Annotated in this window: 24 protein-coding genes and 1 other RNA gene; 23 read left to right on the top strand and 2 right to left on the bottom strand. The window is 73.1% G+C overall.

Features of this window, described 5'->3' with window-relative positions; translation table 11 throughout:
- Positions 1-181 precede the first annotated feature (181 nt).
- The 6 genes from ftsE (at position 182) to ssrA (ending at position 6,342) form a co-directional block, all read left to right on the top strand.
- Complete coding sequence (ftsE, locus tag ACGFI1_RS17255) at positions 182-871, top strand: cell division ATP-binding protein FtsE (protein WP_021597771.1); 690 nt, start codon at positions 182-184, stop codon at positions 869-871.
- A 132-nt stretch (positions 872-1,003) separates the two neighbouring features.
- The gene (gene ftsX, locus ACGFI1_RS17250) at positions 1,004-1,909 is read left to right on the top strand and encodes a permease-like cell division protein FtsX (protein WP_386873711.1); all 906 of its coding nucleotides are present in this window, start codon (positions 1,004-1,006) and stop codon (positions 1,907-1,909) included.
- 63 nt (positions 1,910-1,972) lie between these two features.
- On the top strand, positions 1,973-3,175 hold the full coding sequence (locus ACGFI1_RS17245; RefSeq protein ID WP_392786211.1) for a S41 family peptidase: 1,203 nt from the start codon (positions 1,973-1,975) through the stop codon (positions 3,173-3,175).
- Between the two features lie 25 nt (positions 3,176-3,200).
- Positions 3,201-3,701, top strand: coding sequence for an SsrA-binding protein SmpB (smpB, locus tag ACGFI1_RS17240; protein WP_138638240.1), 501 nt, complete (start codon positions 3,201-3,203; stop codon positions 3,699-3,701).
- Positions 3,702-3,710: 9 nt separating this feature from the next.
- Positions 3,711-5,645 (top strand): penicillin-binding transpeptidase domain-containing protein, encoded by a 1,935-nt coding sequence (locus ACGFI1_RS17235; RefSeq protein ID WP_392786209.1) that lies wholly within the window; start codon positions 3,711-3,713, stop codon positions 5,643-5,645.
- Between the two features lie 324 nt (positions 5,646-5,969).
- Positions 5,970-6,342, top strand: a transfer-messenger RNA (tmRNA) gene (gene ssrA, locus ACGFI1_RS17230).
- Positions 6,343-6,543: 201 nt separating this feature from the next.
- On the opposite strand, the gene ACGFI1_RS17225 is transcribed toward ssrA, so the two are convergent.
- Complete coding sequence (locus ACGFI1_RS17225; protein WP_392786207.1) at positions 6,544-7,278, bottom strand: hypothetical protein; 735 nt, start codon at positions 7,276-7,278, stop codon at positions 6,544-6,546.
- Between the two features lie 269 nt (positions 7,279-7,547).
- Positions 7,548-7,961, bottom strand: coding sequence for a hypothetical protein (locus ACGFI1_RS17220; protein ID WP_301176068.1), 414 nt, complete (start codon positions 7,959-7,961; stop codon positions 7,548-7,550).
- Between the two features lie 243 nt (positions 7,962-8,204).
- Here ACGFI1_RS17220 and ACGFI1_RS17215 point away from each other — a divergent pair, with 243 nt between their 5' ends.
- The 17 genes from ACGFI1_RS17215 (at position 8,205) to ACGFI1_RS17135 (ending at position 24,871) form a co-directional block, all read left to right on the top strand.
- Positions 8,205-8,786, top strand: a complete 582-nt coding sequence (locus tag ACGFI1_RS17215; RefSeq protein WP_392786205.1) for a TetR/AcrR family transcriptional regulator — start codon at positions 8,205-8,207, stop codon at positions 8,784-8,786.
- Positions 8,787-8,835: 49 nt separating this feature from the next.
- On the top strand, positions 8,836-10,002 hold the full coding sequence (locus ACGFI1_RS17210; RefSeq protein ID WP_138638235.1) for an FAD-dependent oxidoreductase: 1,167 nt from the start codon (positions 8,836-8,838) through the stop codon (positions 10,000-10,002).
- A 135-nt stretch (positions 10,003-10,137) separates the two neighbouring features.
- Positions 10,138-11,205 carry a class I SAM-dependent methyltransferase gene (locus ACGFI1_RS17205; protein ID WP_138638234.1) on the top strand — a complete coding sequence of 356 codons (1,068 nt, stop codon included), beginning with the start codon at positions 10,138-10,140 and terminating at the stop codon, positions 11,203-11,205.
- On the top strand, positions 11,202-11,495 hold the full coding sequence (locus ACGFI1_RS17200; RefSeq protein WP_301176066.1) for a hypothetical protein: 294 nt from the start codon (positions 11,202-11,204) through the stop codon (positions 11,493-11,495). Before ACGFI1_RS17205 ends, ACGFI1_RS17200 begins: the two co-directional genes overlap by 4 nt.
- Entirely contained in the window at positions 11,492-12,256 is a 765-nt protein-coding gene (locus ACGFI1_RS17195) for a maleate cis-trans isomerase family protein (protein ID WP_392786202.1), read from the top strand. The genes ACGFI1_RS17200 and ACGFI1_RS17195 overlap by 4 nt, the downstream gene beginning before the upstream one ends.
- Entirely contained in the window at positions 12,253-13,467 is a 1,215-nt protein-coding gene (locus ACGFI1_RS17190) for an FAD-dependent oxidoreductase (RefSeq protein WP_392786200.1), read from the top strand. Before ACGFI1_RS17195 ends, ACGFI1_RS17190 begins: the two co-directional genes overlap by 4 nt.
- Positions 13,464-14,885, top strand: coding sequence for an aldehyde dehydrogenase family protein (locus tag ACGFI1_RS17185; RefSeq protein ID WP_392786198.1), 1,422 nt, complete (start codon positions 13,464-13,466; stop codon positions 14,883-14,885). The genes ACGFI1_RS17190 and ACGFI1_RS17185 overlap by 4 nt, the downstream gene beginning before the upstream one ends.
- Position 14,886: 1 nt before the next feature.
- Positions 14,887-16,368 (top strand): aldehyde dehydrogenase family protein, encoded by a 1,482-nt coding sequence (locus ACGFI1_RS17180; protein ID WP_392786195.1) that lies wholly within the window; start codon positions 14,887-14,889, stop codon positions 16,366-16,368.
- 4 nt (positions 16,369-16,372) lie between these two features.
- The gene (locus tag ACGFI1_RS17175) at positions 16,373-17,248 is read left to right on the top strand and encodes an IclR family transcriptional regulator (RefSeq protein ID WP_392786193.1); all 876 of its coding nucleotides are present in this window, start codon (positions 16,373-16,375) and stop codon (positions 17,246-17,248) included.
- Positions 17,245-18,033, top strand: a complete 789-nt coding sequence (locus ACGFI1_RS17170; protein WP_392786191.1) for a VOC family protein — start codon at positions 17,245-17,247, stop codon at positions 18,031-18,033. Before ACGFI1_RS17175 ends, ACGFI1_RS17170 begins: the two co-directional genes overlap by 4 nt.
- Positions 18,034-18,225: 192 nt before the next feature.
- On the top strand, positions 18,226-19,740 hold the full coding sequence (locus ACGFI1_RS17165; protein ID WP_392786190.1) for an ABC transporter substrate-binding protein: 1,515 nt from the start codon (positions 18,226-18,228) through the stop codon (positions 19,738-19,740).
- Entirely contained in the window at positions 19,737-20,744 is a 1,008-nt protein-coding gene (locus ACGFI1_RS17160) for an ABC transporter permease (RefSeq protein ID WP_387070376.1), read from the top strand. The genes ACGFI1_RS17165 and ACGFI1_RS17160 overlap by 4 nt, the downstream gene beginning before the upstream one ends.
- Complete coding sequence (locus ACGFI1_RS17155; RefSeq protein WP_386873722.1) at positions 20,741-21,628, top strand: ABC transporter permease; 888 nt, start codon at positions 20,741-20,743, stop codon at positions 21,626-21,628. The genes ACGFI1_RS17160 and ACGFI1_RS17155 overlap by 4 nt, the downstream gene beginning before the upstream one ends.
- 32 nt (positions 21,629-21,660) lie before the next feature.
- Positions 21,661-22,611, top strand: coding sequence for an ABC transporter ATP-binding protein (locus ACGFI1_RS17150; RefSeq protein ID WP_138641365.1), 951 nt, complete (start codon positions 21,661-21,663; stop codon positions 22,609-22,611).
- Positions 22,604-23,590: an ABC transporter ATP-binding protein gene (locus ACGFI1_RS17145; protein ID WP_386873724.1), complete on the top strand. Its 987-nt coding sequence runs from the start codon at positions 22,604-22,606 to the stop codon at positions 23,588-23,590. Before ACGFI1_RS17150 ends, ACGFI1_RS17145 begins: the two co-directional genes overlap by 8 nt.
- The gene (locus tag ACGFI1_RS17140; RefSeq protein WP_392786188.1) at positions 23,587-24,594 is read left to right on the top strand and encodes a class I SAM-dependent methyltransferase; all 1,008 of its coding nucleotides are present in this window, start codon (positions 23,587-23,589) and stop codon (positions 24,592-24,594) included. The genes ACGFI1_RS17145 and ACGFI1_RS17140 overlap by 4 nt, the downstream gene beginning before the upstream one ends.
- A complete protein-coding gene (locus ACGFI1_RS17135) occupies positions 24,587-24,871 on the top strand; it encodes a hypothetical protein (RefSeq protein WP_392786187.1) in 285 nt (94 codons plus the stop codon). The genes ACGFI1_RS17140 and ACGFI1_RS17135 overlap by 8 nt, the downstream gene beginning before the upstream one ends.
- Positions 24,872-24,873 lie beyond the last annotated feature (2 nt).

Here is a 24,873-nt window from a genome sequence, read left to right as displayed (position 1 = left end):
CCGGATGCCCGTACCGTGCGGAGTGGGCCGAGGTAGTTCCCCGTCCCCTCTACACTGCTCGAAGGCTCCGCGTCCCACCCGGTCGTGAAGCCGGGCGGCGCAGGCAAGTGCTCACGGACGCGTCCGTGGCCGCGGGCCGGGCCGCTCCCCAACCCCTACAGCGAACCGCCGTGATGCAGCCGTGATCCATTTCGACAACGTCACCAAGGTCTACCCGAGCCAGAACCGGCCCGCCCTGCAGCATGTGAACGTCGCCATCGAGAAGGGCGAGTTCCTGTTCCTGGTGGGTCCGTCCGGCTCCGGCAAGTCGACCTTCCTGCGCCTCATCCTGAAGGAGGAGCGTCCTTCCCAGGGTCACGTGCACGTGGCGGGCAAGGACCTGAGCCGGCTGAGCAACTGGAAGGTGCCGCACCTGCGCCGCAGGATCGGCTGCGTCTTCCAGGACTTCCGCCTCCTGCCCAACAAGAACGTCTTCGAGAACGTCGCGTTCGCCCTCGAGGTGATCGGCAAGCCGCGGCGCTTCATCGGCAAGGTCGTCCCCGAGGTGATCGACCTCGTCGGCCTGGAGGGCAAGGCCCACCGGATGCCGGACGAGCTGTCCGGCGGCGAGCAGCAGCGCGTCGCCATCGCGCGGGCGTTCGTCAACCGGCCGATGATCCTGCTGGCGGACGAGCCCACGGGGAACATCGACCCCGCCACCTCGATCGGCATCATGAAGGTGCTGGACCGCATCAACCGGACCGGCACCACCGTCGTCATGGCCACCCACGATGCCGCTATCGTCGACGCGTTCCGCAAGCGCGTCGTCGAGCTGGAGGACGGCAGGGTCGTCCGCGACCAGTCGCGCGGCGTGTACGGCCAGGCGTACTGACCATCTGAACCAACGATTCCCGCCGGGGCGTACGACAGCCCGAAGGCGGGGACCGCCCGCTTCGGGCCGCGTTCCCTCATGGCGACGTCCCGGGCGCCCGGGCGGACCAAAGGCGATCAAGGACAGCGAGGCATGCGCGTACAGTTCGTTCTCCAGGAGATCTGGATCGGTCTCCGCCGGAACATGACGATGACGATCTCCCTCGTCATCACCGTCGCCATCGCCATGGCGCTCTTCGGCACCGGGCTGCTCCTGCGTCAGCAGGTCGACGCGTCCAAGAGCTACTGGTACGACAAGATCGAGGTCTCGATCTTCCTGTGCGCCAAGACGAGCTCCAACCCCAGCTGCCAGAAGCAGGACGTCACCGACCAGCAGCGCCAGACGCTCAAGGGCAGCCTGGAGAAGATGCCGCAGGTCTCCGCCGTCGAGTACGAGAACAAGCAGCAGGCGTACGAGCGGTTCAAGGACCGCTTCGCCGGGTCGCCCGGGTTCGTCGAGAGCACCCGTGAGGGCGACATCCCCGACTCGTTCCGGGTCAAGCTGAAGAACCCGGAGGAGTACAAGGCGGTCGCGCAGGCGATGCTCGGCCAGCCCGGCGTCGACACGGTCATCAACGAGCAGGAGATCCTGAAGCGGTTCTTCCGGATCCTGAACGGTCTGCAGGTGGCCGCGCTGACGATCGCGCTGATCCAGGTGATCGCGGCGGTGATGCTGGTCGGCAACACCGTCCGGCTGTCGGCGTTCAACCGGCGCCGCGAGACCGGCATCATGCGGCTGGTCGGCGCGTCCAACACCTACATCCAGATGCCGTTCATCCTGGAGGGCGCGATCGCCGGCCTGATCGGCGGCGTGTTCGCCTCGATCCTGCTGGTCTTCAGCAAGAAACTGCTGATCGACAGACTCGCCGGGCAGGTGCAGCTCGTCAGCCAGCTGGGCTGGAGCCAGGTGCTCGCGGTCATCGTGGTGTCGATCTGCTTCGGTGTCCTGCTCTGTGCCGTGGCGTCGTTCCTGACGCTGCGCCGGTACCTGCGGATCTGACATGCCGTCCGGATCCGGGGGAAGTGCCGGATCCGGGCCGTCCGGCCGCCCTAGACTTGCCGCATGTCTCGGTCCGCGCCGTTTCTGAGGAGGCGGCCAGGCCACGTGCTGCGCGGCATGGCCGTCGCGGCGGCGATCGTCTGCGCCTACGGCGCCGGAGTCGTGAGCGGCTCCGGCGCGGACCGGCACGCGGCCGTCGCGGGCGGCGGCTCCGTGCTGGACGAGGCCGCCACGAAGATCGGCCGCCGCGCGGCGGAGCCGGTCGGGCGCGGCGAGCTCGACCGCGCCGCCATCGAGGGCATGCTGCGCGGCCTCGGCGACCGGTGGGCGCACTACTACCCGGCCCGCGAGTACGACGACGTCGAAGGCCGGCTGACCGGCCGCTACAGCGGCGTCGGCCTGTGGCTCGGCGGCGACGCCGGCGGGAACGGCGCCCGCACGGTGGTCGCGAGTGTCCAGCCGGGCACGCCCGCCGCGCGGGCCGGTGTCCGCGCGGGCGACGTCGTCACCGCCGTGGGGAGCACGCCGGTCGACGGCTGGGACATCTCCCGGGTCGCGGAGGCCCTGCGCGGACGTCCGGACGAACCGGTCGAACTAACCGTCGAGCGCGACCGTCGAACCGAACGGTTCCATCTCGTCCGCACACCGGTCCCTGGAGGAAACGTCACCGTGACCGATCTCCCGGACCACGCGCGCCGCATCCGCGTCGGCGCGTTCAGCCGCGGCACGGGCCGCGAGGTCCGGGACGCCGTGACCGGGCGGGCGCCGTCCGGCCGGCCGACCGGCGGGGTGCTGCTCGACCTGCGCGGCAATCCCGGCGGGCTGCTGGACGAGGCGGTCGAGACGGCGTCGGCGTTCCTGGCCGGCGGCCCGGTGGTGACCTACGAGCCGCGCGGCAGGCCCGTCCAGCGGCGCACGGTCACCGCGCCCGGCGACGCCGACACCCCGCTCGTGGTGCTGGTGGACGCGGGCACCGCGAGCGCCGCGGAGATCGTCGCGGGCTCCCTGCGCGACCGGGACCGCGCGGTGATCGTAGGATCGCGTACATACGGGAAGGGCTCGGTCCAGGAACCGATCGGGCTCGCCGACGGGTCGGTCATCGAGCTGACCGTCGGGCGGTACCGCACCCCGGGCGGCCGTAACCTCGACGGGGTCGGGATCGAACCCGACGTGGCGGTGTCCGCCGACCGCCCGCCGGACGCGGCCGAGCGGCGCGCCCGGACGGTGCTGCACGGCCTGCGCGCGACGATGCCGGGCAAAGACTGACGAGGGCCGGACAAGGACTGATGACGTGGCACGGGACACCGGGCGCAAGAAAGACAAGAAGGACACCGGGCGGAAGATCATCGCCCAGAACAAGCGGGCCCGCTACGACTACCACATAGACGACACGTGGGAGGCGGGCATGGTGCTCATGGGCACCGAGGTGAAGGCGCTGCGCGCCGGCCGGGCCTCCCTGGTGGACGGCTACGCCCACGTCATGGACGGCGAGGTGTGGCTGGAGCACGTCCACATCCCCGAGTACACCCAGGGCACCTGGACCAACCACGCGCCGCGCCGGCGCCGCAAGCTGCTCCTGCACAAGCGCGAGATCCAGAAGATCATCGCCAAGTCGTCCGAACCGGGGTGGACGCTGATCCCGCTCTCCCTGTACTTCAAGGACGGTAAGGCCAAGGTCGAGATCGGGCTGGCCCGTGGTAAGAAGTCCTACGACAAGCGCCAGGCCATCGCCAAGCGGGAAGCCGACCGCGAGATGCAGAAGGCGGCGGCGGCCCGGTTCAGGAGACGGTGAAAGGTGTCGATGAACAGCCAGGACCATCGGAAACGGCGCCGGATACCGCTGCGGCCGATCGCGATGGGGCTGGGCGGCCTGACCGTCTGCGGCGCGCTCGTCGCGACCATGATGCCGGGCGCCCGCGCCGAGCCGTCCGCGATGCCCGCCGTCCGCGACTTCCTGATCGCCTGGCAGGTCGGCAACTACGAGGCCGCCGCCGCCAAGACCGTGGGCGCCGACAAGAAGGAGGTCGAGGAGGCGCTCGGGCGCGTCCGGCAGCAGCTCGACGCGGCGTCGCTGCGGCTGTCCCTCGGCACCGAGGTGGAGGACGGCAGCGTCGACCAGATCGTCAAGAAGGGCGACGAGGCCGACGCGCGCTTCACCGTCAAGATCGACCTCGGCGAGAACGGCCAGCCGTGGGAGTACCCGGGGCTGATGCACCTGCGGCGCGTCGACGGCAAGTGGAAGGTCGTCTGGAGCCCGTCCGTCATCAACACCAAGCTGAAGCCGGGGCAGCGGCTCGCCGTGGTGACCGAGGTGCCGAAGCGGGCCCCCATCACCGACACGCGGGGCCGCTCCGTGCTGAGCCAGGTCCGCGCGTACAACTTCGGCGTGTACCCGGGCCAGCTCGCCGATCCGGCGAAGACGCTGGATCTGCTCGCCAAGCAGACCAAGATCGACGGCGGCCGCCGGCTGGACGCCGACCGCCTGCTCGGCCGGGTCCGCTCCGCCCCGCCGCAGACGTTCCTGCCGCTGCTGACCCTCCAGTCCCCGACGCACAACGCGCTCATCAAGCGGCTGGCCGCCATCCCCGGGCTCCAGTACCAGGAGGTCAGGGAGCCGATCGCCGCCGCCTACGCCCCGGAGCTGGTCGGCAGCCTCGGCCCGGCCACCGCCGACCGGCTGCAGCAGGTCGGCGCCCCCTACCAGCCCGGCGACACGATCGGCGTCAGCGGCATCCAGCTGCTCCAGCAGCGCCGCCTCGCCGGCACGCCGACCATCCGCGTCGTCGCGCAGGACGAGTCCGGCAAGAACACCGAGGAACTGCGGTCCTGGGAGGGCCAGCAGCCCGAGCCGGTCCAGACGACCCTCGACCCGACCTACCAGCTTCGCGCGGACCGCACGCTCCAGGGCCTGCGGTACCCGGCGTCCATGGTCGTGGTGCGGCCGAGCACCGGCGAGGTCCTCGCCGCGGCCAACCACGGGACGAACGGCGAGAACCGCGCGTTCGAGGGGCACTACCCGCCCGGGCTCGCGTTCGGGATCGTGTCCGCCGAGGCCCTGTTCTCCCAGGTCCGGCTCGACCCGTCCGCCGAGACCGCCTGCCCCGGCTCCCTCACCATCGGCGGCAGGACGTTCACCAACAAGGCCCGCGGTGAGACCACCTTCTCCAACGCGTTCGCCGGGTCCTGCAAGACGAGCCTCGCGCAGCTCGGCGGCAAGCTGGACGCGCAGGCCCTCGTCCGGGAGGCCGGCCAGTTCGGCATCGGCAAGGACTGGGGCCTGTCCGTCCCGGCGTTCACCGGCTCGGTGCCCACCCCCGCCAACGAGGGCGAGAAGGCCGCCACCATGGTCGGCGAGGGCAACGTCGAGGTGAGCCCCCTGTCCATGGCCCTCGTCGCCGCCGCCGCGTACACCGGCACCTGGAAGCCGCCGTACGTCCTCCGGGACATCCCGAAGACCGTCCAGGCCCCGCCCGCGCAGAGCCTGCCGCCCGAAGCGATCGCGAGCCTCAAACGCGTCCTCACCCGGACCGCCACCCACGGCAACGCCCGCCACGCCCGCGTCGCCGGAGACGTCACCGGCGTCGCCGCCTACACCGCCTACGAGCGGGGCGGCGAGAAGAAGGGCGTCTCCTGGTTCGTCGGGTCCAGCGGCGACCGCGCGTTCGCGATCGCCGTCGAAGGCCCCGTCAACACCGCGAAGCTCGCCGCCAGGTTCCTCGGCGGCGGCCGCTCCTGAGCCGGTTTTGGCATCTCTTTACGGACGGGACGCAACCATCCCCCCGCCGGCGTGCGTCTTTCCGGGTGACTGAGACTCCGCTTGGGGGGTTGCGGACTCAGTCGCCGTGATGAGACCAGAGCCTCGTCTCGGGGGAGGCTCTGCCGTCCGGACCGGCCCGACCCTGCCGGTCGGCCCCGGTGGGCGCGGCACATCCCGCGCCCACCGGGGCTCACGGCCGTCCGGCCCCGTCCGGCCGGGGAATGGGATTGCCCGCGCACGCGTTACCCTAGTAACGTCATCGTGCGGACGTCCCCCGGGACGCCTGCTTTGACAACTCAACATGGGGGTGACCGGCTTCGACTTCGGTCGTTCGAGCCAGGGGAAGCGGGTCGAGGGTTGCTGTCGTGACCTCGTTAATCCTGTGACAGCAAACCAATAACTGCCAACAAGAAGCAGTCCGAGTTCGCCCTCGCCGCCTGAGCGAGGAGCGAACTCTGTCAGCCCGGTAGCGTCTCCGAACCGGGGTCTGGCATCGTAAGGAGACTCCACCTATCGACCCGGTCGCGGGGCCGGTAGGGAAAACGAACAGCGACTGAGTCCGTCGGCGACACGCCTGCGTGAGCGCCGGGACTGAGAAAGCGATAAGCAGGCTGCGCCCGGAGAAGCCCTGACCCATCACCGAAGGACGCGGGTTCGATTCCCGCCACCTCCACTCGTAATACCAGATACGGCCCGACCGGAATATGGTCGGGCCGTTTCTGTCGCTGGTCGGTTGGGTGGGATCGACGCGCTCGCCACTGTGGTTGCGAAGGTTGTTGCAGGACGCTTGCAGGCGGCTGGGCGCCAGGGGGCTTCCCATCGGGTACTTGATCTGGCGCCAGAGCGCATCGTCTCGTTGAGCTGCGGTGTATCGCGGTCAGGTCACAGGTCGGCCGCCTCGCGCGCGGATGGTGTGGAGACGGGCGAGAACGGCCATGAAGCCGGCGATCGGGAGCCAGATGAGCGCGGTGAACTCGGCGTGCTCGAACTCGCCGTCGTACGGGAGAAGGGCAGCGGGGACCGGGGAGATCAGTCCGGCCATCAACAGCCCGAACGAGAGCCAGAAGGTCGCGCTCTGGCCCGGCGTCAGGGTGGGGGACGCGCGGCGCCGCGCAACCCGCCAGGCGCACACGATCGCCAGGATCAGGCCGGACGGTAGCAGGATCAGCGTGAGCACGGCGCTCCGCGCGCGCATGTCGGCCGGGACCTGACCGGTCCTCTGGGACGCGCCCCCCTCCGAGATCTCGGTCAGCGTGCCGCGCCAGACGGTGCCGGTGACACGGTCGCCCTTGGCGAGTTCTCCCCAGACCGGGCCGGGGTTGCCGAACGTCGATCTCCACCGGTGGCCGGCCGCGTCCGTCAGGACCGTGTACGGCCTCTTGCCCCGGCCGCGAGGGTCGTCGACTTCCGTCACCGTGAACTCCTGCTTCCACAGGCAGTCGGCAGGCTCGATCGGGACGGCGGGGCAGGGCGTGGCCAACTCGTACGCGCGCAGGTCACGGTCACCGTCGGGCAGGTACGCCACGAGCGCGCCGACGGCGCCCGCCACCATGCCGAGGCCGATGAGGAGGAAGACGATCGCCCCAGCGGTGCTGCGGACAAAGCGTGCCATCAGGGCATATCTGTCCACGGCTACACCACTGCGACGATGGGGTCAGACGGGAACGAGTTCAGCATCACGCCTCATAGTGTTCCAATACGGGGGTCCCGTGGGATCTCCCAATGCGGCAGGGCTGTACGGCGAACCCGACCCGGCCATCCGGGTCGTCCGTGACGTCTTCGACGAGGCGCTCTGGATTCCATCCGCGCCCGTAGACGCTCTACCTGGCTCCGCCCCTCCTCTTCCCTCGCGGCTGAGCTTTGTGCGTTTGACCGGCAGTGCTACCTCGGAGTGCCGCGGCTCCAGACCTGTGCGGTCAGGGCCGCGGCACCGCCCATCAGGGCGACGCCCAGCGGGACGTGGACGGCGGTGTCGCCGTTCTCGCCGAGAGCGAACTGGGCGAGGGTGAGCACGGTCATGATCAGGCCGGTGGCCAGGGGACGCGCCGATCCGCCGCCGCGCCGTACCAGGATCGCGGCGACGACGGTGACGAGGAGGGCCAGGATGACGATGCCGGACGTGGTCCGGTGCGTCTCGCCGCCGTTCTCGGCGCCGTCCAGGAGCAGGCCCGCGGTGATTCCCTGGATGAACATGGCGGTCGCCAGGAAGGCGGCGGCGGCTTTCAGCAGCCCGTAGAAGCGGGGCGGGGCGGATGCGGCCGGTTCGCGAACGGCGTGGGCGGTGGGGGACGGCAACGGTCACTCCTTTGAGAACGTCGGACTCCCCTCGGAAGGGGAGGTGGGCGGCGTAGGTCACGCGTGCGTCCCCCTAAAGACTTCCGCCGCGCGTGGAATGTGACTCGCAGCCGAGAATTCGCCCGTCCGCTGGAGTGAGTGCTGCCGTGGATGTGGGCGCGGTCGACCCTTGCACGTCTAATTCCTCATGCGTAGAATAAAAATTCCCCACGTGGGGAACTGGCTGCCGTGCGAGGAGGCGTGATGGCCGGACGCAGGCCGGGGCCGAGCGACACCCGGGCGCTGATCCTCGGCGCCGCGACGGCGCGCTTCACCTCCCGCGGCTACGAGGCCACGAGCATGCGGCAGATCGCCGCCGACGCGGACGTGGATCCCGCGCTCGTGCGGTACTTCTTCGGCACCAAGGAGAAGCTGTTCGCCGAGACGGCCGCCGCGGTGATCCGTCCCGACCGGGCCGTCTCGATCCTGGCCGCCGGGCCGCGGGCCGAACTCGGCGAGCGGCTCGTCCGCTACTTCCTCGGCCTGCTCGGCGACGTCGACGCGCCGGGCCCGCTGCTCGGGCTGATCCGCTCGGCGGTCACGCTGGAGCGGGCCGCCGCGCTGCTGCGGGAGTTCCTCACCGGCCAGGTGCTCGGCCCGATCGCCGAGCTGGCCGGCGAGGACGAGGCCGAGCTGCGCGCGGCGCTGGCCGCCAGCCAGCTCGTCGGGCTGGCGATCACCCGCTACGCCCTTGGTCTGCCGGCGCTCACCGCCGCCGAGACCGAGCACCTGGTCGCCTGGGTGGCTCCCACCCTGCAGCGCTACTACACGGGCGGCGCTCCGTAATCCGGAACGCGCCCGGCGGGTGGGGCGCGGCGTCCCAGAGAGGTGTGTCATGACCGGACTCCCCAAGACCACCGATGTCCTGATCGCCGGTGCCGGGCCCACCGGACTCTCCCTGGCCGCGACGCTGTGCGCCGCGGGCATCGAATGCTGCGTGATCGACGGTGTGGAGGAGGGCGGCAACTACTCGCGCGCGGTCGGCACCCTGCCCCGGTCGCTGGAGATGCTGCAGCGGATCCAGGTCGGCGAACGGCTGGCGGAGGCCGGCAACCACGCCGAGCGGATCAGGATCTTCTCCGGCGAACGCGACCGCAACATCGCCACCCTGCGGTTGGACCGGCTGGACACCGCGTTCCCCTACGCCGTCCTCCTGCCGCAGCACACCACCGAGGAGATCATCCTCGCCCGGCTCCGGGAGCTGGGCGGCGGCGTCCACCGGCCCCTGAAGCTGAGCGGCATGGAGCAGGCCGATGACGAGGTCGTCGCGGTGGTGGCGGACGCCGGAGGGGAGGAGCACACCGTCCGCGCGAAGTACCTCGTCGGCGCGGACGGCACGCGCAGCGACGTCCGGAGGATGGCCGGGATCCCCTTCCCCGGGGAGACCTTCCACCAGCGGTTCGTCCTGGCCGACATGGAGCTGGGCGGTGGGTCCCCCGCGGATGAGATCCACCTGTTCTTCGCGCGGCCCGGCGCCGTGATCATGGGGCGGATGCCGGGGAGGCTGCACCGGGTCTGCCTGTCGGTCGACCGGCTGCCCGACGAGATGACCGCCGGTGCCGCGGAGGCGCTGCTGCGGCAGCGCGCCCCGGCACAGCGGGCCGTCCGGGTGCTCCGCGTGGCGCACGACTCCCACACCAGGATCCACCACCGGGTGGCGGAGCGGTTCCGCGCGGGCCGGGTCTTCCTGGCCGGCGACGCCGCCCACGTCAACAGCCCCATCATCGGCCAGGGAATGAACCTGGGCATCCAGGACGGGATCACCCTGGGCGAGGTCCTGGTGAAGGCCATGAACCGGGCGGAGGACGCCCTCGACTCCTATGAACGCGTCCGCCGCCCGATCGCCGAGGACGCCGTCGGCGCCACGCGGCGCCTCAACGCCCTCGCCACCGAGCGCGCTCCGTGGAAGGGCGCCCTGCGGGACATGGTCCTCCCCCTCACCGCGATCCCCCCGGTGAACCGCAAGATGATCTACCGGCTCAGCCGCCTCGTCGACCGCTGACCCCGCCACTTCGCCGATAAAAGGCGCAGGTGAGGGATGTACACGGCGGCTCGGCTGTTGTTAAGGTCACGTTCCACATGAGCGGAACGCCTGTTCCGCTGGGCGGATCAATTCGACGGACAAGGGGATTGGTTCATGCGTCCAGGTTCAGGATCGAGTGAGGCGGCGCCGCGCGGACGGCTCGGCACGATGACGGCCATCCCGGAGTTCGACGGCGAGAGCCGCCTCGACTTCGTTGAGGGGCTGCGCCGCTTCACCCTGAGGGAGATCAACCCCGTGGCGGCGGGCGCGGTCCGGGAGCGGGCCGCCGAACGGCGTCCGGAGAACCTGGACGATCTGCGGGCCGTGGCCGAGTCCGTGCCGCTGGTCGGGCTGCGGAACCGGTTGCTGCGCTCCACCCAGGACCTGAACTGGGCGCAGGTGGTGGCGGCCTACGAGCCGCTGCGTCCGGCGCTGGAGGCCGAGCTGGACGACGCCGAAGGGCGCGGCCCCGGCCGCCTGGAGCTCGCCGAGGACTGGGAGCACCCCGGCTACTCCGCCGACGTGCACTTCCACCGCCAGCCGGGCGGCTACCACGACGAGCCGCTCGCCGGGTACATCTACCACTACGGCACCAAGGTCTTCCATCTCGGGACCAACGACCGCGACGAGGCCAAGATCGCCCGTGCCCGGGAGGTGCCCGCGCCCGCGGACGGGTCCGTCGCGCGCGTCCTGGACATCGCCTGCTCCATCGGCGCCATGACCGTGGCCTTCAAGGAGCGCTGGCCGGACGCCGAGGTGTGGGGGATCGACGCGGCCGCGCCGCTGCTGCGGTACGCGCACGCCCGCGCCGTCCGGCTCGGCGCCGACGTCGTCTTCGCCCAGCGGCTGGCCGAGGACCTGCGCTTCCCCGACGGCACCTTCGACGTCGCCTATCTCGGCACGATCCTGCACGAGGTCCCCTGGGACGTCGCGCTGCGCGCGGTCGCGGAGGCGCGGCGGGTGCTGCGGCCCGGCGGCGTCCTCATCGTCCACGAGATGCGCCAGCCCGACGACCCGCCGGACCCGTGGGCGACCTACGACCGCGACTTCGACACCCGCTTCAACGGCGAGCCGTTCGCGTTCCGGTTCGTGCACGGCGGGATCGGCGCCGAACTGGAGCGGCTGTTCGCCGCGGTCGAGTTCACCAACGGCCGGACGGCGACATGGGTGTGCACGGCATGAGCGAGACCACCGGGAACTGGCGGGTGGACGGCCCGCAGCCGCTCGGCGCCTTCGTCGGCGAGGGCGTCAACGACCAGCTCATGCAGATCAGCGTCCAGCTCGCCGCCGAGCTGTGGGCGACGCGCCGCCGCCTGGCCGCGCTGGAGGCGCAGCTCGTGGCCGGGGGCATGGTCGTGTCGCCGGACGCGATCGAACCGGACGAGTTCGACGCGGCCGCGGCCGGCGGGGCCGGCGACCGGGCCGACCGGGACGCCTTCATCCGGCGCGTGTTCGGCGGGCTGGCCACGTGACGGTCCGCGTCGGGGTCGTGGTGCCGTCCGCGAACCCCACCGTCGAACCGGAGACCCGGCGGCTGCTGCCGCCGGGCGTCGACCCGTACGTGGCGCGGATGGCGGCGCCGCCGGGCCTGGACCTGCCCGCCCGCCTCGACTGGTACGGGGCCAACGCGGGCGAGGCGATCGCGACCCTGGCCGGGCTGGACCCGGCCGCGGTGCTGGTCGCCTGTACCGGCGCGACGTACCGGCTCGGTCCGGACGGCGACCGGCGGTGGTCGGACGCGCTCGCGGAGCGGTACGGCGTCCCCGTCGTCACCTCGGCGGGCGCCCTGCTCGGCGCGCTGCGCGCCGCCGACGTGAGCCGCGTGTCGATCGTGTCGCCCTACCCGTCCTGGCTCACCGGCCAGTGCGTGGAGTTCTGGCGCGCGGCCGGGATGCGGGTGGACGTCCACGAAGTGCGGGGCGGCCGCCCCATCTACGCCACCGGCGACGGCGACGTGCGGGCTGCGGTGCGGGCCGCCCTGGGCTCCGGCACCGCCGGACCCGGGCACGCCGTCGTGGTCGCGGGCACCGGGGCGGCGAGCCTCGGCGTGCTCGACGAGCTGACCCCGTCCGGCTCGCTGCTGCTGTCGTCCAACCTCGCAGGGACGTGGGCACTGCTGCACGCGGCGGACGCCTCGCCGGCGCTCGCGGCGTCGACCGGAGCGCTCGCCCGGCTGGCCGAGGGGGCCCGCACGCGGCCCCCGGCCCTCGACCAGGAAGGCGGGGCCCGATGACCGCGCCCGTGATCGTCGTCGGGGCGGGCCCCGTCGGCCTTGCCGCCGCGCTCGCGCTGGCCGCCGAGCGGGTGCCCGTCACCGTGCTGGAGGCCGAACAGGCCGGGGTGCGCAAGGAATGGCGCGGTTCGACGCTGCACCCGCCGACGCTGGCGCTGCTCGACCGCGTCGGCGCCGCGGCGGACGCCGTCGCCCACGGCGTCCGCGTGGACCGCCTGCAGTTCCGCGACCTGCAACTGCCCGACCGCGCGACCTTCGACTACGGCGTGCTGGAGGGACGGACGCCGTTCCCGTTCCGCGTCCAGTACGAGCAGTACAAGCTGCTGCGGCGGTTGCGCGACCTGGCCGAGGCGTCCCCGGACGTGGACCTGCGCCAGGAGCACCGCGTCGTCGGCCTGATCGGCGCGGAGGACGGCGCGACGGCCGCGACCGTGACGCTGGCCGGCGGCTCCCGCTTGACCGCGCCGTACGTCGTCGCCGCCGACGGGGCGCACAGCGCGCTGCGCAAGCTCGCCGGGATCGGCTTCCCCGGCGACACCTACCCGTCGCAGAGCCTGGTCGCCGCCACGCCGTTCCCGTTCGAGGACGCGGTGGACGACCTCGGCCCCGTCTCCTACTGGAGCGGCCCCCGCGGCCGGCTGTCCCTCATCCGCACCCCGGACGTGTGGCGCGTCGCGATCAGCACCACCGCCGCCACCGACGGCGGCGCGCCCGCCGCCGGGGCCGAGGGGCCGCACCCCGAACTGGCGGACGCCCTCGACCTGCTGGTCGGGGACCGGAGCTGGGCCCGCGACCCGCTCCGGCAGCACCAGTTCTACCGGAGCCACCAGCGGGTCGCCGACCGGTTCCGCGCCGGCCGGCTGCTGCTGGCGGGCGACGCCGCTCACCTGTCCAGCACGACCGGCGGGATGGGGCTGAACTCCGGCGTCCACGACGCGTTCGACCTCGCCGCCCGGCTCGGCCCGGCGCTGCGGGCGGGCGGCGACGGCGACGCCGCCGCGGACGCGTACGCGGCCGCCCGCCGGGACGCCGCCGTCCGCGTCGTCCAGCCGGCGACCCGGACCGTGCGCGCGGGCGTCGACGCCACCGCCCGGGACGCCCGCCTCGCCCGGCTCCGGGACCTCGCCGCGACCGCCGCCGACCCGGCCGCCGGCACCCGCCACCTGAGCGCCCTGAGCATGCTCGACGCAGTCGAAGGAGTGAGCCGTTGACCGCCGTCCTGTCGCCCATCACGGGCGAGGTGATCGAGGACGTCGCCGCGACGACCCCGAGCGGGCTGGACGCGGTGCTGCGCGCCGCCGAGGCCGCCGCGCCGCACTGGCGGGCGGTCCCGGCGTCCGAGCGGGGCCGCCTGCTGGTGGAGATCGGCCGCCGGATGCGGGCCCGCGCCGCCGAGATCGCCGAGCTGGAGACGCTGAACACCGGCAAGCTCCCGGCGGACACGCGCCGCGAGGCCGACCGCGCCGCCGCGTGCTTCGAGTACTACGGCGGGTGGGCCGACAAGGCGCACGGCACGGTCGTGCCGGTGCCGGGCCCGTTCCACACGTACACGACACGGGAGCCGTACGGGGTCGTCGCGGGGATCATCCCGTGGAACGTCCCGTACTTCTTCGCCGCGAAGAAGATCGCGCCCGCGCTCGCGTTCGGCAACGCCGTCGTGCTCAAGCCCGCCGCCGAGACCCCGCTCACCGCCCTGCTGCTCGGCCGGATCGTCGGCGAGGTCCTCGCCGAGGCCGGGCATCCCGCGGGCGTCGCGCAGGTCGTGCACGGCGGCGGCGACCTCGGCCGCGCGCTCGTCGAGGACCCCCGCGTCCGGCTGGTGGTGTTCACCGGCTCGGACGCCACCGGCGCCCGCGTCGGCGCCGCCGCGGCCGCGCACTTCGCGCCGTCCGCGCTGGAGCTCGGCGGGAAGTCGCCGCAGCTGGTGTTCGCCGACGCCGACCTGGACGCCGCGGCGGCCGGGGTCGTCGAGGGCTTCACCGGGTCGTGCGGGCAGATGTGCATCGCCGGCTCGCGGCTGTACGTGCAGCGCGAGGTGTTCCCCGACGTCCTGGAGCGCGTCGCGCGGCGGGTCGGGGAGCTGCGCGTCGGGGACCCGCGCGCGGCCGGCACCCAGGTCGGGCCGCAGGTGACCGCCGCCCAGGCCGCCAAGACCCGCGCGTTCGTGGACGGCGGCACCGCCCGGGGCGCGCGCGTCGTCGCGCGGGCCGGGACGCCCGCCGAGCCGGAGCTGGCGGGCGGCAACTGGGTGGCGCCGACCGTGTTCACCGGCGTCCCCGCCGGCGACCCGCTGCTCACCGAGGAGGTCTTCGGCCCGGTGCTGTGCGCCGAGCCGTTCGACGACGAGGACGACGCGGTCCGCCTCGCCCACGACACCCGGTTCGGGCTCAGCGCGGGGGTGTGGACCGGCGATCCGGGACGCGCCCACCGCCTCGCCGACGCCCTCCGGGTGGGGACGGTCTGGGTGAACACCTACCGCATCCTGTCCGACATGGTGCCGTTCGGCGGCGTCGGCGCGTCCGGGTACGGGCGCGAGGGCGGTACCGACGCCGTCCACCTCTACACCTGGACCAAGAGCGTGTGGCTCTCCACGTCGCCCGGCGTCCCCGCCGGCTACCGGAAGGACTGAGATGCGTCCCGCGCTCGCCCCCGAGATCGCGCACCGCGACGGCCTCTTCGTGGACGGGCGGGTCGTCCCGGCCCGGTCCGGCGCGGTCGTCGAGATCGTCTCCCCGTCCGACGGGACGGTCGTCGGCAGCGTCCCGGACGGGTCGGCCGCCGACGTGGACGCGGCCGTCGCGTCCGCCCGCGCCGCCTTCGCCGACCCGCGCGGCTGGCGCACCTGGGAGCCCGCCGACCGGGCCGCCGCGCTGGAGCGGCTCGCCGACCTGCTCCAGGAGCGCGACGCCGAGCTGACCGTGCTGCTCGCCCACGAGATCGGGCGGCCGGTCGGCGGCGCGCCCGCCCGCGCGAACCGCGCCGCGGAACTGCTGCGCTACTACGCGGGGATCGCCCGCTCGCTCGTCGTCGACGAGGTGCGCCCGGTGCCGGAACGGCGGGGCCCCGGCAGCGTCCGGCGCTCGATCGTGCGCCGCGGCCCGCGCGGGGTCACGGCGGCGATCGTGCCCTACAACGGGACGCTGCCGATGGGCATGTACAAGATCGGGCCGACCCTCGCGCTAGGCGGTACGGTGGTGCTGAAACCGCCCCCTCAGGCACCGCTGGAGGCATTCCTGTTCGCCGAGTGCGCCGCCGCGGCCGGGCTGCCCCCGGGAGTGGTCAACGTGGTCACCGGCGGACGGGAGACGGGCGAGGCCCTCGTCGGCCATCCGGGCGTCGACATCGTCGGCTTCACCGGGTCGTCGGAGGCGGGGCGGCACATCGCGGCCCGCTGCGCCGCCGCGCTCACCCCCGTGGTCCTCGAACTCGGCGGCAAGTCCGCCGCCGTCCTGCTGGACGACGCCGACCTCGACCGGTTCGCCGCGGCGCTGCCGTTCCTCGCCTACACCTTCACCGGGCAGAACTGCTTCATCCAGAGCCGCGTGATCGTCCCGCGCGCCATGCTCGCGGAGGTCACCGAGCGGGTCGCGGAGGTGTCGGCGGCGCTGCCCGTCGGCGACCCGTTCGACCCCGCCACCCGGCTCGGCCCGCTCATCTCGGCCGCGCACCGCGACCGCGTCGAGGGGCTGATCGCCGCGGGCCGGGCCGAGGGCGCCCGGCTGGTGTCCGGCGGGGAGCGCCCGAAGGGCCTGGACGACGGGTTCTACCTGACGCCCGCCGTGTTCACCGAGGCGCGCAGCGGGATGCGGATCTGCCAGGAGGAGGTCTTCGGCCCCGTCGTGACGATCATTCCGGCGTCCGACGAGGACGAGGCCGTCGCCATCGCCAACGACACCGACTTCGGCCTGGCCGGGTCGGTGTGGAGCGCCGACGAGGCCCGCGCCCTGCGGGTGGCGGCGCGGCTGGACACGGGCACGGTCGGCGTCAACGGGTTCGGTTTCAACACGGCCGCGCCGTTCGCGGGGCGCCGGTCGAGCGGGCTCGGCACGGAACTCGGCCCGGAGGGTTTCGAGGCGTATGTCCAGTACCAGAGCTTCCACCTGGTCGGGTGATGGGATGTCCACTGTGAGCGGCGGCGGCGGCGTCAACGAGGGCGCGGACAGCGCCGAACCGGTCAAGGGCCAGACGGTCACGGGGGTCGACCGGGTCCTCGACATCCTCATCTACCTCGGCGAGGCGGGACGGCCCACGCTCGGCGTCACCGAGATCGCCGACGGGCTCGGGCTGTCCAAGGCGGTCGTCCACCGGAGCCTGACGAGCTGCCGGGCCAAGGGCTTCATCACCTTCCACCCGTCGACCCGCCGGTACAGCCTCGGGCCCCGCATCGTCAGCCTCGCGCTCGGCTACCTCGACCGGATCGACATCCGCGCCGAGGCGCGCCCGGTCCTCACCGAGCTGTCGCGGGCGACCCAGGAGACGACGACGCTGTCCACCCGCTCGGGCTGGCACCGGGTCTACGTCGACCAGGTCACCCCCGACCGCGACGTGAAGATGATGGTGCAGCTCGGCGCCGCGTTCCCGCTGCACGCGGGCGCGTCGTCCAAGGCGTTCCTGGCCTTCCTGGACCCGGCCGAACGCGAGCAGTACCTGGCGTCGCAGCCCATGAGCAAGCTGACCGGCAACACCATCACCCAGCGCCCCACGCTGCGCGAGGAACTGGCGCACATCGCCGAGGTCGGTTACGCGATCTCCTACGGCGAGCGCGACCCGAGCGCGGGCTCGGTGGCCGCGCCGGTGTTCGGCCCCACCGGGACGCCGCTCGCCGTGATCTCGATCGCGGGGCCGCTGGAGCGGTTCCGCGGCGAGGTCGACCGGCTCGCGGACCTGGTGCAGCAGGCCGCCGCGGACCTGACCGCGCAGGTCGGCGGGCAGGTCGGCGGGCAGGCCGGTGCGCAGGCCGGTGCGCAGGCCGACCGGGCGCGGTCGCAGTGATCGCCTCCGTCACCGTCGTCACCGCCGATCTGGACGCCGCCGTCGCGGCCTACCGGGACGGGGTGGGGCTGGAGCCGGGCGCGGAGCACCGGGTGTCCGGCGGGCCGGTGCCCGAGCTGGAGGGGCGCCGCTCGGTCGTGCTGTCCGGCACCGGCGCCGGCGGCGCGGTCCGGGCCGTGGAGATCCCGGGGGCGCGGTCCCCGGAGCCGCTCACGACGCTCGGCTGGGCCGCCGCCGAGATCCTGGTGGCCGACGCCGACGAGGCGACGGCGCGGGCCCGCGCCGCGGGGCTGCGCGTGCTGGTCGAGCCGCGGCCGGTCGGGGCCGGGGGAGGGCTGCGGGCCGCGCAGGTCGCGGGGCCGGCCGGGGAAGGGGTCTACCTGACGCAGGTCGACCGCGCCCCCGAGGGGTTCACCCTGCCGCGCCCCAGCGGGCCGGTGGGCCCGGTGTTCATCGCCGTGCTCGCGTCCGGCGACCTGGAGACGTCGCGCGCGGCGCTGGAAGAGCGGCTGCCCGCACGGAGGGTGACGGACCACAGGTTGCCGGTGCGCGTGCTGAACGCCCAACTCGGCCGCCCGGAGGGGACGCTGCACCGCATCAGCACGCTCCAGCTCCCGGGCGAGTGCGCGGTGGAGGTCGACCAGTACCCCGCCGACGTGTCCGCCGCCCCGGGCCGGAGGTCGCCGAGCGACGGCGGGATCGTCCTCGTGACGCTGCGCGGGGGCGGGCCCGCCGGTGTCTGGAACGTTCCCGGCGCCGGTGCCGCGTTGGTGGCGTCCATCTGATCCACCCGTATCCGGGTGAGCGCGGACCGTGTTGTCCGCATGCTCGACAGTTGTCGAAACAGGTCTGTTACCTGCGTGTTTCCTGTTCTTTGACCCTTGACACTGTGGCGCATCTCATCCTACCGTTCCACTGAGCGAGTTAAGTGTTCCGCTCAGAGGAACAATGGAGGGCTTGTGGCTAGAGGCATTGCAGTGCGGGGCGGAATGGCCCTGGTCCTCGGAATGGCGCTCGCCGCGTGCGGCGGCGGCTCCGGAAGCGACGGCGGCCAGACCCTGCGGATCGGCGTCGACTCGCTCCCGGCCTCCCAGGGCAACCCGTTCAACTCCGCGGTCTCGCCGGGCGTCTACACCTACGCCGCGATCTACGACCCGCTGACGTTCGTGAACGAGGCCGGCGAGGTGAAGCCGTGGCTGGCGACCGAGTGGAAGACCACCTCCGACACCGCGTGGAGTTTCACGCTCCGTGACAACGTCACGTTCTCCAACGGCGAGCAGCTGACCGCCCAGGGCGTCGCGGACGTGGTCACCTTCCTGAAGCAGAACCCCGAGGTCAAGCAGTCGGTCGTCGCCAACGACCTCGCGACGATCAAGTCCGCGAAGGCGGTGGACGCGAAGACCGTCGAGATCACCACGTCCGTCCCGGACCCGGTGCTGCCCAACAAGCTCACCGAGCTGATGATCCCCGCGCCGAAGGCCCTCGCCGAGGGCGGCGTGAAGGGCATCGCCGCCACCCCGGTCGGAACGGGCCCGTTCCAGGTGAAGAACTGGGGCGGCAACAAGATCACCCTCACCGCGTTCGAGAAGTCCTGGCGCGCGCCGAAGGCCGCCGGCCTGGAGATCCAGGCGATGCAGGACCCCGCGTCCCGGCTGCAGGCCCTCCAGTCCGGCCAGGTCGACCTCATCACCGGCGTCTCGCCCGACCAGGTCGGCCAGATGAAGGGCTCCGTCCAGGCCGAGGCCAACCTGGGCAACCAGGTGATGTCGCTGGCGTTCCGCAACGTCAAGGGCGACGCGAAGATCGAGTCACCGCTCACCGACAAGAAGGTCCGGCAGGCCCTCAACTACGCGGTGGACAAGCAGGCCATCGCCGACAACCTGCTGCTCGGCAAGGCCCAGCCCATCGGCCAGGGCCCGACCGAGAAGGTCGTCGGCCACAACCCGGACGTCAAGGCGTACCCGCACGACCCGGCGAAGGCCAAGGCGCTGCTGGCCGAGGCGGGCCACCCGAACGGCTTCGCGATGAGCGCCGACGTCGTCGTCGGCTCCTTCCCCGCCGACGCCGACATCTACCAGGCCGTCAAGCAGGACCTCGCCAAGGTCGGCGTCGACCTCACGCTCAACCAGATGAACTTCCCGACCTGGATGCAGCGCTACACGGGCAACTCCTGGAAGACCGAGGCGTTCGGCCTCTCCTGGAACGCGCTGCCCACCATGGACCCGACCCGGGCCATGAGCAACTTCACCTGCCTGCGCGCGGCGACGTTCTTCTGCGACGAGCCGACCGCCGGCCACCTCAAGTCCGCGCTCACCAACATGGACGCCGACAAGCGCGCCGAGCAGCTCCGCGCGGTCGTCGCCGAGATGCACGACAACCCGCCCGCGCTGTTCCTGGTCCACCAGATCACGATCGTCGGCAAGTCCGCCGACCTCCAGGGCGCCAAGGACGACAACCGCTTCTTCCGCTACGACCAGATGGTCAAGAAGTGAAGGACACCGCGCCGGTGGCGGCGGCCACGGACACCTCCGTGGCCGCCGGGCGGCCCGCTCGCGGCGCCGGACGCGTCCGCGGGCTCGCCCTGATGCTCGCCTCGCGGGCGTCCCAGCTCGTCCTGCTGCTGTTCGCGGTGTCCACCCTGCTGTTCTTCCTGCTGCGGCTGACCGGCGACCCCGCGACGACCCTGGCGGGCCAGGACGCCACCCCCGACCAGGTCGCGGCCGTCCGCGAGCAGTACGGCCTGGACGACCCGCTCGTCCAGCAGTACGCCACGTTCATCGGCCGGGCCGCCCGGCTCGACTTCGGCACCTCCGTCCAGTCCGGCGCGAACGCGTTCACCGAGGTGCTGGACCGGCTGCCGGCCACCCTCCAGCTCGCGCTGCTCGCGGTGCTGCTCAACATGCTGATCGCGATCCCGCTCGGCGCGTGGATCGGGGCGCGCCCCGACGGCCGGGCCCAGTCGGCCGCCTCCGGGCTCGTCTTCATCGGCCAGGGCATGCCCGGCTACGTCGTCGGGCTCGTGCTCATCCAGATCTTCGCCGTCAGGCTCGGGCTGCTGCCGAGCATCGGCAACGGCTCGGCCGCGGCGGCGATCCTGCCCGCGGTGTCGCTCGCGGCGTTCCTCATCCCGCGGCTGACCCGTGTCGTGTCGGCCAACGTCGCCGAGACCATGGACGAGGACTTCGTCCGCACGGCCCGCGCCGCGGGGGCGTCCCGCCGCACCGTCATCGTGCGGCACGTCCTCCCGAACGCGCTGCTCGGCGCCGCCGCCCTCGTCGGCACCCAGCTCGCGATCCTCGTCTCCGGCGCGCTGATCATCGAGGTCGTCTTCGCCTGGCCCGGCCTCGGCGCCCTGATGATCGACTCGGTGCGGCAGCTGGACTTCCCCATCGTGCAGGCCGCCGTGTTCACGATCGCGGGCCTGGTCTTCCTGACCAACACGGCCACCGACGCCCTGCTCGGCATCCTCGACCCCCGCCTCCGGAGGCAGCGATGACAGCGGTCCAGGAGGAGGCCCCGCGCGGCCTCGTGCGGCGCCGGCTCGTCCCCCGGCGGCCGGGCGTGGCATCGGCGCGGCTGATCGCGGGCATCGCCATCGCGGCGCTGCTCATCGGCGTGACGGCCGTCGCGCTGCTGTTCGGCGACATCACCGACTCCGGCGGCGGCGTCGAGTCGCGGCTGCTGTCGCCCGGCGAGGACGGGCACCTGCTCGGCACCGACGGCGTCGGCCGCGACCTGCTGACCTGGACGATCGCCGGCTTCGGCTGGACGGCCTCGGTCGCCGCCACGTCCGCGTGCATCGTCGCCGCCATCGGCGTCACGCTCGGCGTCCTCGCCGGGTCGACCACCGGCTACGTCCAGGCCGCGATCTCCCGCGTCATCGACGTGTGCCTGTCGCTGCCCTACCTCGTCATCGCCGTCGCGCTGATGGCCGCGGTCGGCCGCGGCTTCGTGCCGCTGGCGATCACGCTCGGGGCGGTGAGCTGGCCGGTGTTCGCCCGCGTGGTCTACGCCGAGACGCGCGGCCTCATGCAGCGCGAGTACGTGCGCGCGGCCCGGCTGCTCGGTGTCACCCGCCCCCGCATCCTGATCTCCCACGTCCTGCCCGGGCTGCGGCACACGATCATGGTGATGTGGGCGTTCGTGTTCGCCGACCTGCTGGTCGCCGAGAGCGGGCTGTCCTTCCTCGGCATCGGCGCGCCGCTCGGCTCGCCCTCGCTCGGCAACATGCTGTCCGAGGGCCGCCAGCACCTCGTCGGCGCGCCGCTGCTCGTGCTCGTGCCCGCCGCGGTCATCGTCCTCGCGGTGACGGCCGCCAACCTCATCGGCGACGGCATGGCCGCCCGCAGCCGGGCCCGCCTGAAGTCGGTGCGCCCGTGACCGCCGCGCCCGCCGAACCCAGGGAGCAGACGATGGACGAAGCCGTCCTCGCCGTCGACGGCCTCTCGGTCGTCCACGGCGGCGACACCCGGATCGTGCAGGACGTGTCGTTCCGCCTCGGCCGCGGCGAGATCCTCGGACTCGTCGGCGAGTCCGGGTCGGGCAAGTCCCTCACCGCGCTCAGCCTGATCGGGCTGCTGCCGCCGGGCCTGTCGCGGACCGGCGCCGTCCGGCTGCGCGGCGAGGACCTCACCGGGTACTCCGAGAAGCAGTGGGAACGCGTCCGCGGCGCGCAGATCGGCATGGTGTTCCAGGATCCGATGACCGGGCTGAACCCGGTGCGGCGGATCGGGGCCGTGCTGGCGGAGGCCGTCCTGCGGCACCAGGACGTGTCCCGGGCCGACGCCCGCGAGAAGGCCGTCGCGGCGCTCGCCGCGGTCGGCATCCCCTCGCCGCGCGACCGCGTCCGGGCCTACCCGCACCAGCTGTCCGGCGGGCTCCGGCAGCGGGTGATGATCGCGCTCGCGCTGATCAACGAGCCGTCGGTGATCCTCGCCGACGAGCCGACCACCGCGCTCGACACGACCATCCAGGCGCAGATCACGCAGCTCATGCGGGACCAGATCCAGGCGCGCGACGCGTCCATGGTGCTGATCACGCACGATCTCGGCGTCGCCGCCGAGCTGTGCGACCGCGTCGCCGTCATGTACAGCGGCGGCGTCGTGGAGGAGGGCCCGACCCGGGAGCTGCTGCGCAACCCGCGCCACCCGTACACGGCGGCGCTGCTGGCGGCGGCGCCGAACTTCGACCGGTCGCGGACGCTCGCCGCGATCGCCGGCGCCCCGCCGTCGCCGTTCGCCCGCCCGGACGGCTGCCCCTTCCATCCGCGGTGCGGCCGCGCGCAGGACGACTGCTCCACGAGGGAGCCCGTGCTGACCGTGTCCGGCCCCGCCCGCCTGGCCTGCTGGAACCCCCATGACTGACACGCAGCCGCCCATCATGGAGATGACCGGCGTCACCGTCCGGTTCCCGGTCGGCGGGCGGACGCTCACCGCGGTCGACGACGTCTCGCTGGCGCTGCGCCGCGGTCAGACGCTCGCGCTCGTCGGCGAGTCCGGATCGGGCAAGTCGACGGCCGCGTCCGCGCTGATGCGCGCCACGACCCCGCAGTCCGGCCGCGTCACCTTCGACGGCCGCGACATCACCCACATGCCCGAGCGGCGGCTGCGCCCGCTGCGCCGCCACTTCCAGATGATCCTCCAGGACCCGTACGCCAGCCTGGACCCGCGCATGACCGTCGCCCGCATCGTCGCCGAGCCGCTGCGGGCCCACGGGTACGGGACGCGGGAGCAGATCGCCGCCCGCGTCGCGGAGGTCCTCGACCAGGTCGGGCTCCCCGAGTCGGCCGCCGGCCGCTACCCGGCGCAGTTCTCCGGCGGGCAGCGGCAGCGCATCTCGATCGCCCGCGCGCTGGCCGCCCGCCCCTCGGTGATCGTCGCGGACGAGCCCGTCTCCGCCCTCGACGTGTCCATCCAGGCGCAGATCGTCAACCTCCTCGGCGAGGTGCAGCGGGCCGACGACCTGGCGTTCCTGCTGATCGCGCACGACCTGTCACTCGTCCACCACATCTCCGACCGCGTCGTCGTGCTCTACCTCGGGCGCGTGCTGGAGGAAGGGCCGACGACGTCGGTCGTGGCGGCCCCGCAGCACCCGTACACGGCGGCGCTGCTGTCGGCGACGCCGACGACCGACGAGCGGCCGCGGGAGCGGATCGTGCTGTCGGGCGACCCGCCGTCGCCCATCGACCGGCCGCCCGGCTGCGTCTTCCACACCCGGTGCCCGGTCGCGCGCGACGTGTGCGCGACCGACGCGCCGCCGCTGACGGTGTCCGGGGACCGCTCGGTGGCCTGCTTCTTCCCCGGCGAGGTGGATTCCGGACTCGGTCTTCAGGAGGTTCGATGAACGACGTCGCACGCCGGGCGAGAGTGGACTTCGCGCTAGCGCTGCGCCAGCAGTGGGCCCGGTCGCTGTACCCGGTGCTCGTGGAGCAGGCCGGGCTGGACCCCGACCGCGCCGCCGTCCACGCGGCGCCGGTGTACCCGTGGTTCGCGTGGCTGGAACGGTCCGCGCAGAAGATGCTGTGGCGGGCGGTCGCCGATGCGGTCGACACCGACGACCTGCCCGCGTCCGCGCCCGGGCTGGAGCTGGACCCCGACCTGGAACTGCCCGCCTGGTACACCGACGTGGACATCCACGTCCAGCCCGGCGGCGTGTGGAGCACCGACCGCGCCGCGCTGGTCTACGAGGCGGGCGCCAAGCTCGTGATGCTGGGCGAGAACGACGACTTCGCGTTCCACACCCTGTTCACCGAGACCGCCGTCCCCGACCGGCCGTACCGGCGCATCGTCGACCTCGGCTGCGGGTTCGGCAAGAGCACCCGCCCGTTCAAGCGGCGCTGGCCGGACGCCGAGGTGATCGGCGTGGACCTGTCCGCGCCGGTGCTGCGGCTGGCCGCCCACCGCACGGCGGGGCTCGGCATCCGGTACGTCCAGGCCGACGCCTCCGCGACCGGGCTGCCCGCCGGGTCGGCGGACCTGGTCACCGCGACGATGCTCATCCACGAGCTGCCGCCGCCGGTGCTCGCCGACCTGATCGCCGACGCCGCGCGGACGCTCGCGCCCGGCGGGGTCCTGCGCGTCCTGGACTTCCACCCGACCGGCGACGCCGTCCGCGACCTCGCGCTCGTCGAGCACGGCGACCGCAACAACGAGCCGTACCTGCCGATGCTGTTCGACACCGACTGCCTCGCCCTCTGCGAGAAGGCCGGGCTGACCGACGCGCGCTGGGTCGCGTTCGACGAGCGCGGTGCCGGACGGCTGGAGACGACGCAGTGGCCCGACCGTGCCGAATGGCACTTCCCCTGGGCCGTCCTGGAAGCACGCAAGCCGGAGGAAGCCCGTGCCTGACATCGCCCCCCTGCCCCCCGCGCCCGAACTCCGCGCCCTCGGCTCCGCCCAGTTGGACCAGCTCGCGGCCATGGTCTTCGAGCTGGCGAGCCAGCTGCACGAGGAGCGCGCCCGGGTGCGCGAGCTGGAGCGGCGGCTGGGCATGCCGTCCGGCGGCGACGCGGCCGAGGAGCTGAACCGGTCGATCGCCCGGCTGCTCGCCGTCGCCGCCGAGCGCGACGACGCCCGCGCCCCGCTGCCCGCTGATGAGCCGCCCGCCGACGAGACGAGGAAGTGACC

The organism is Actinomadura geliboluensis, from assembly GCF_043197915.1.
GTDB classification, from domain to species: Bacteria; Actinomycetota; Actinomycetes; order Streptosporangiales; family Streptosporangiaceae; genus Spirillospora; species Spirillospora geliboluensis.
The sequence above is the reverse complement of the archived record's forward strand: the minus strand, read 5'-3'. Positions and strand labels throughout refer to the sequence as shown.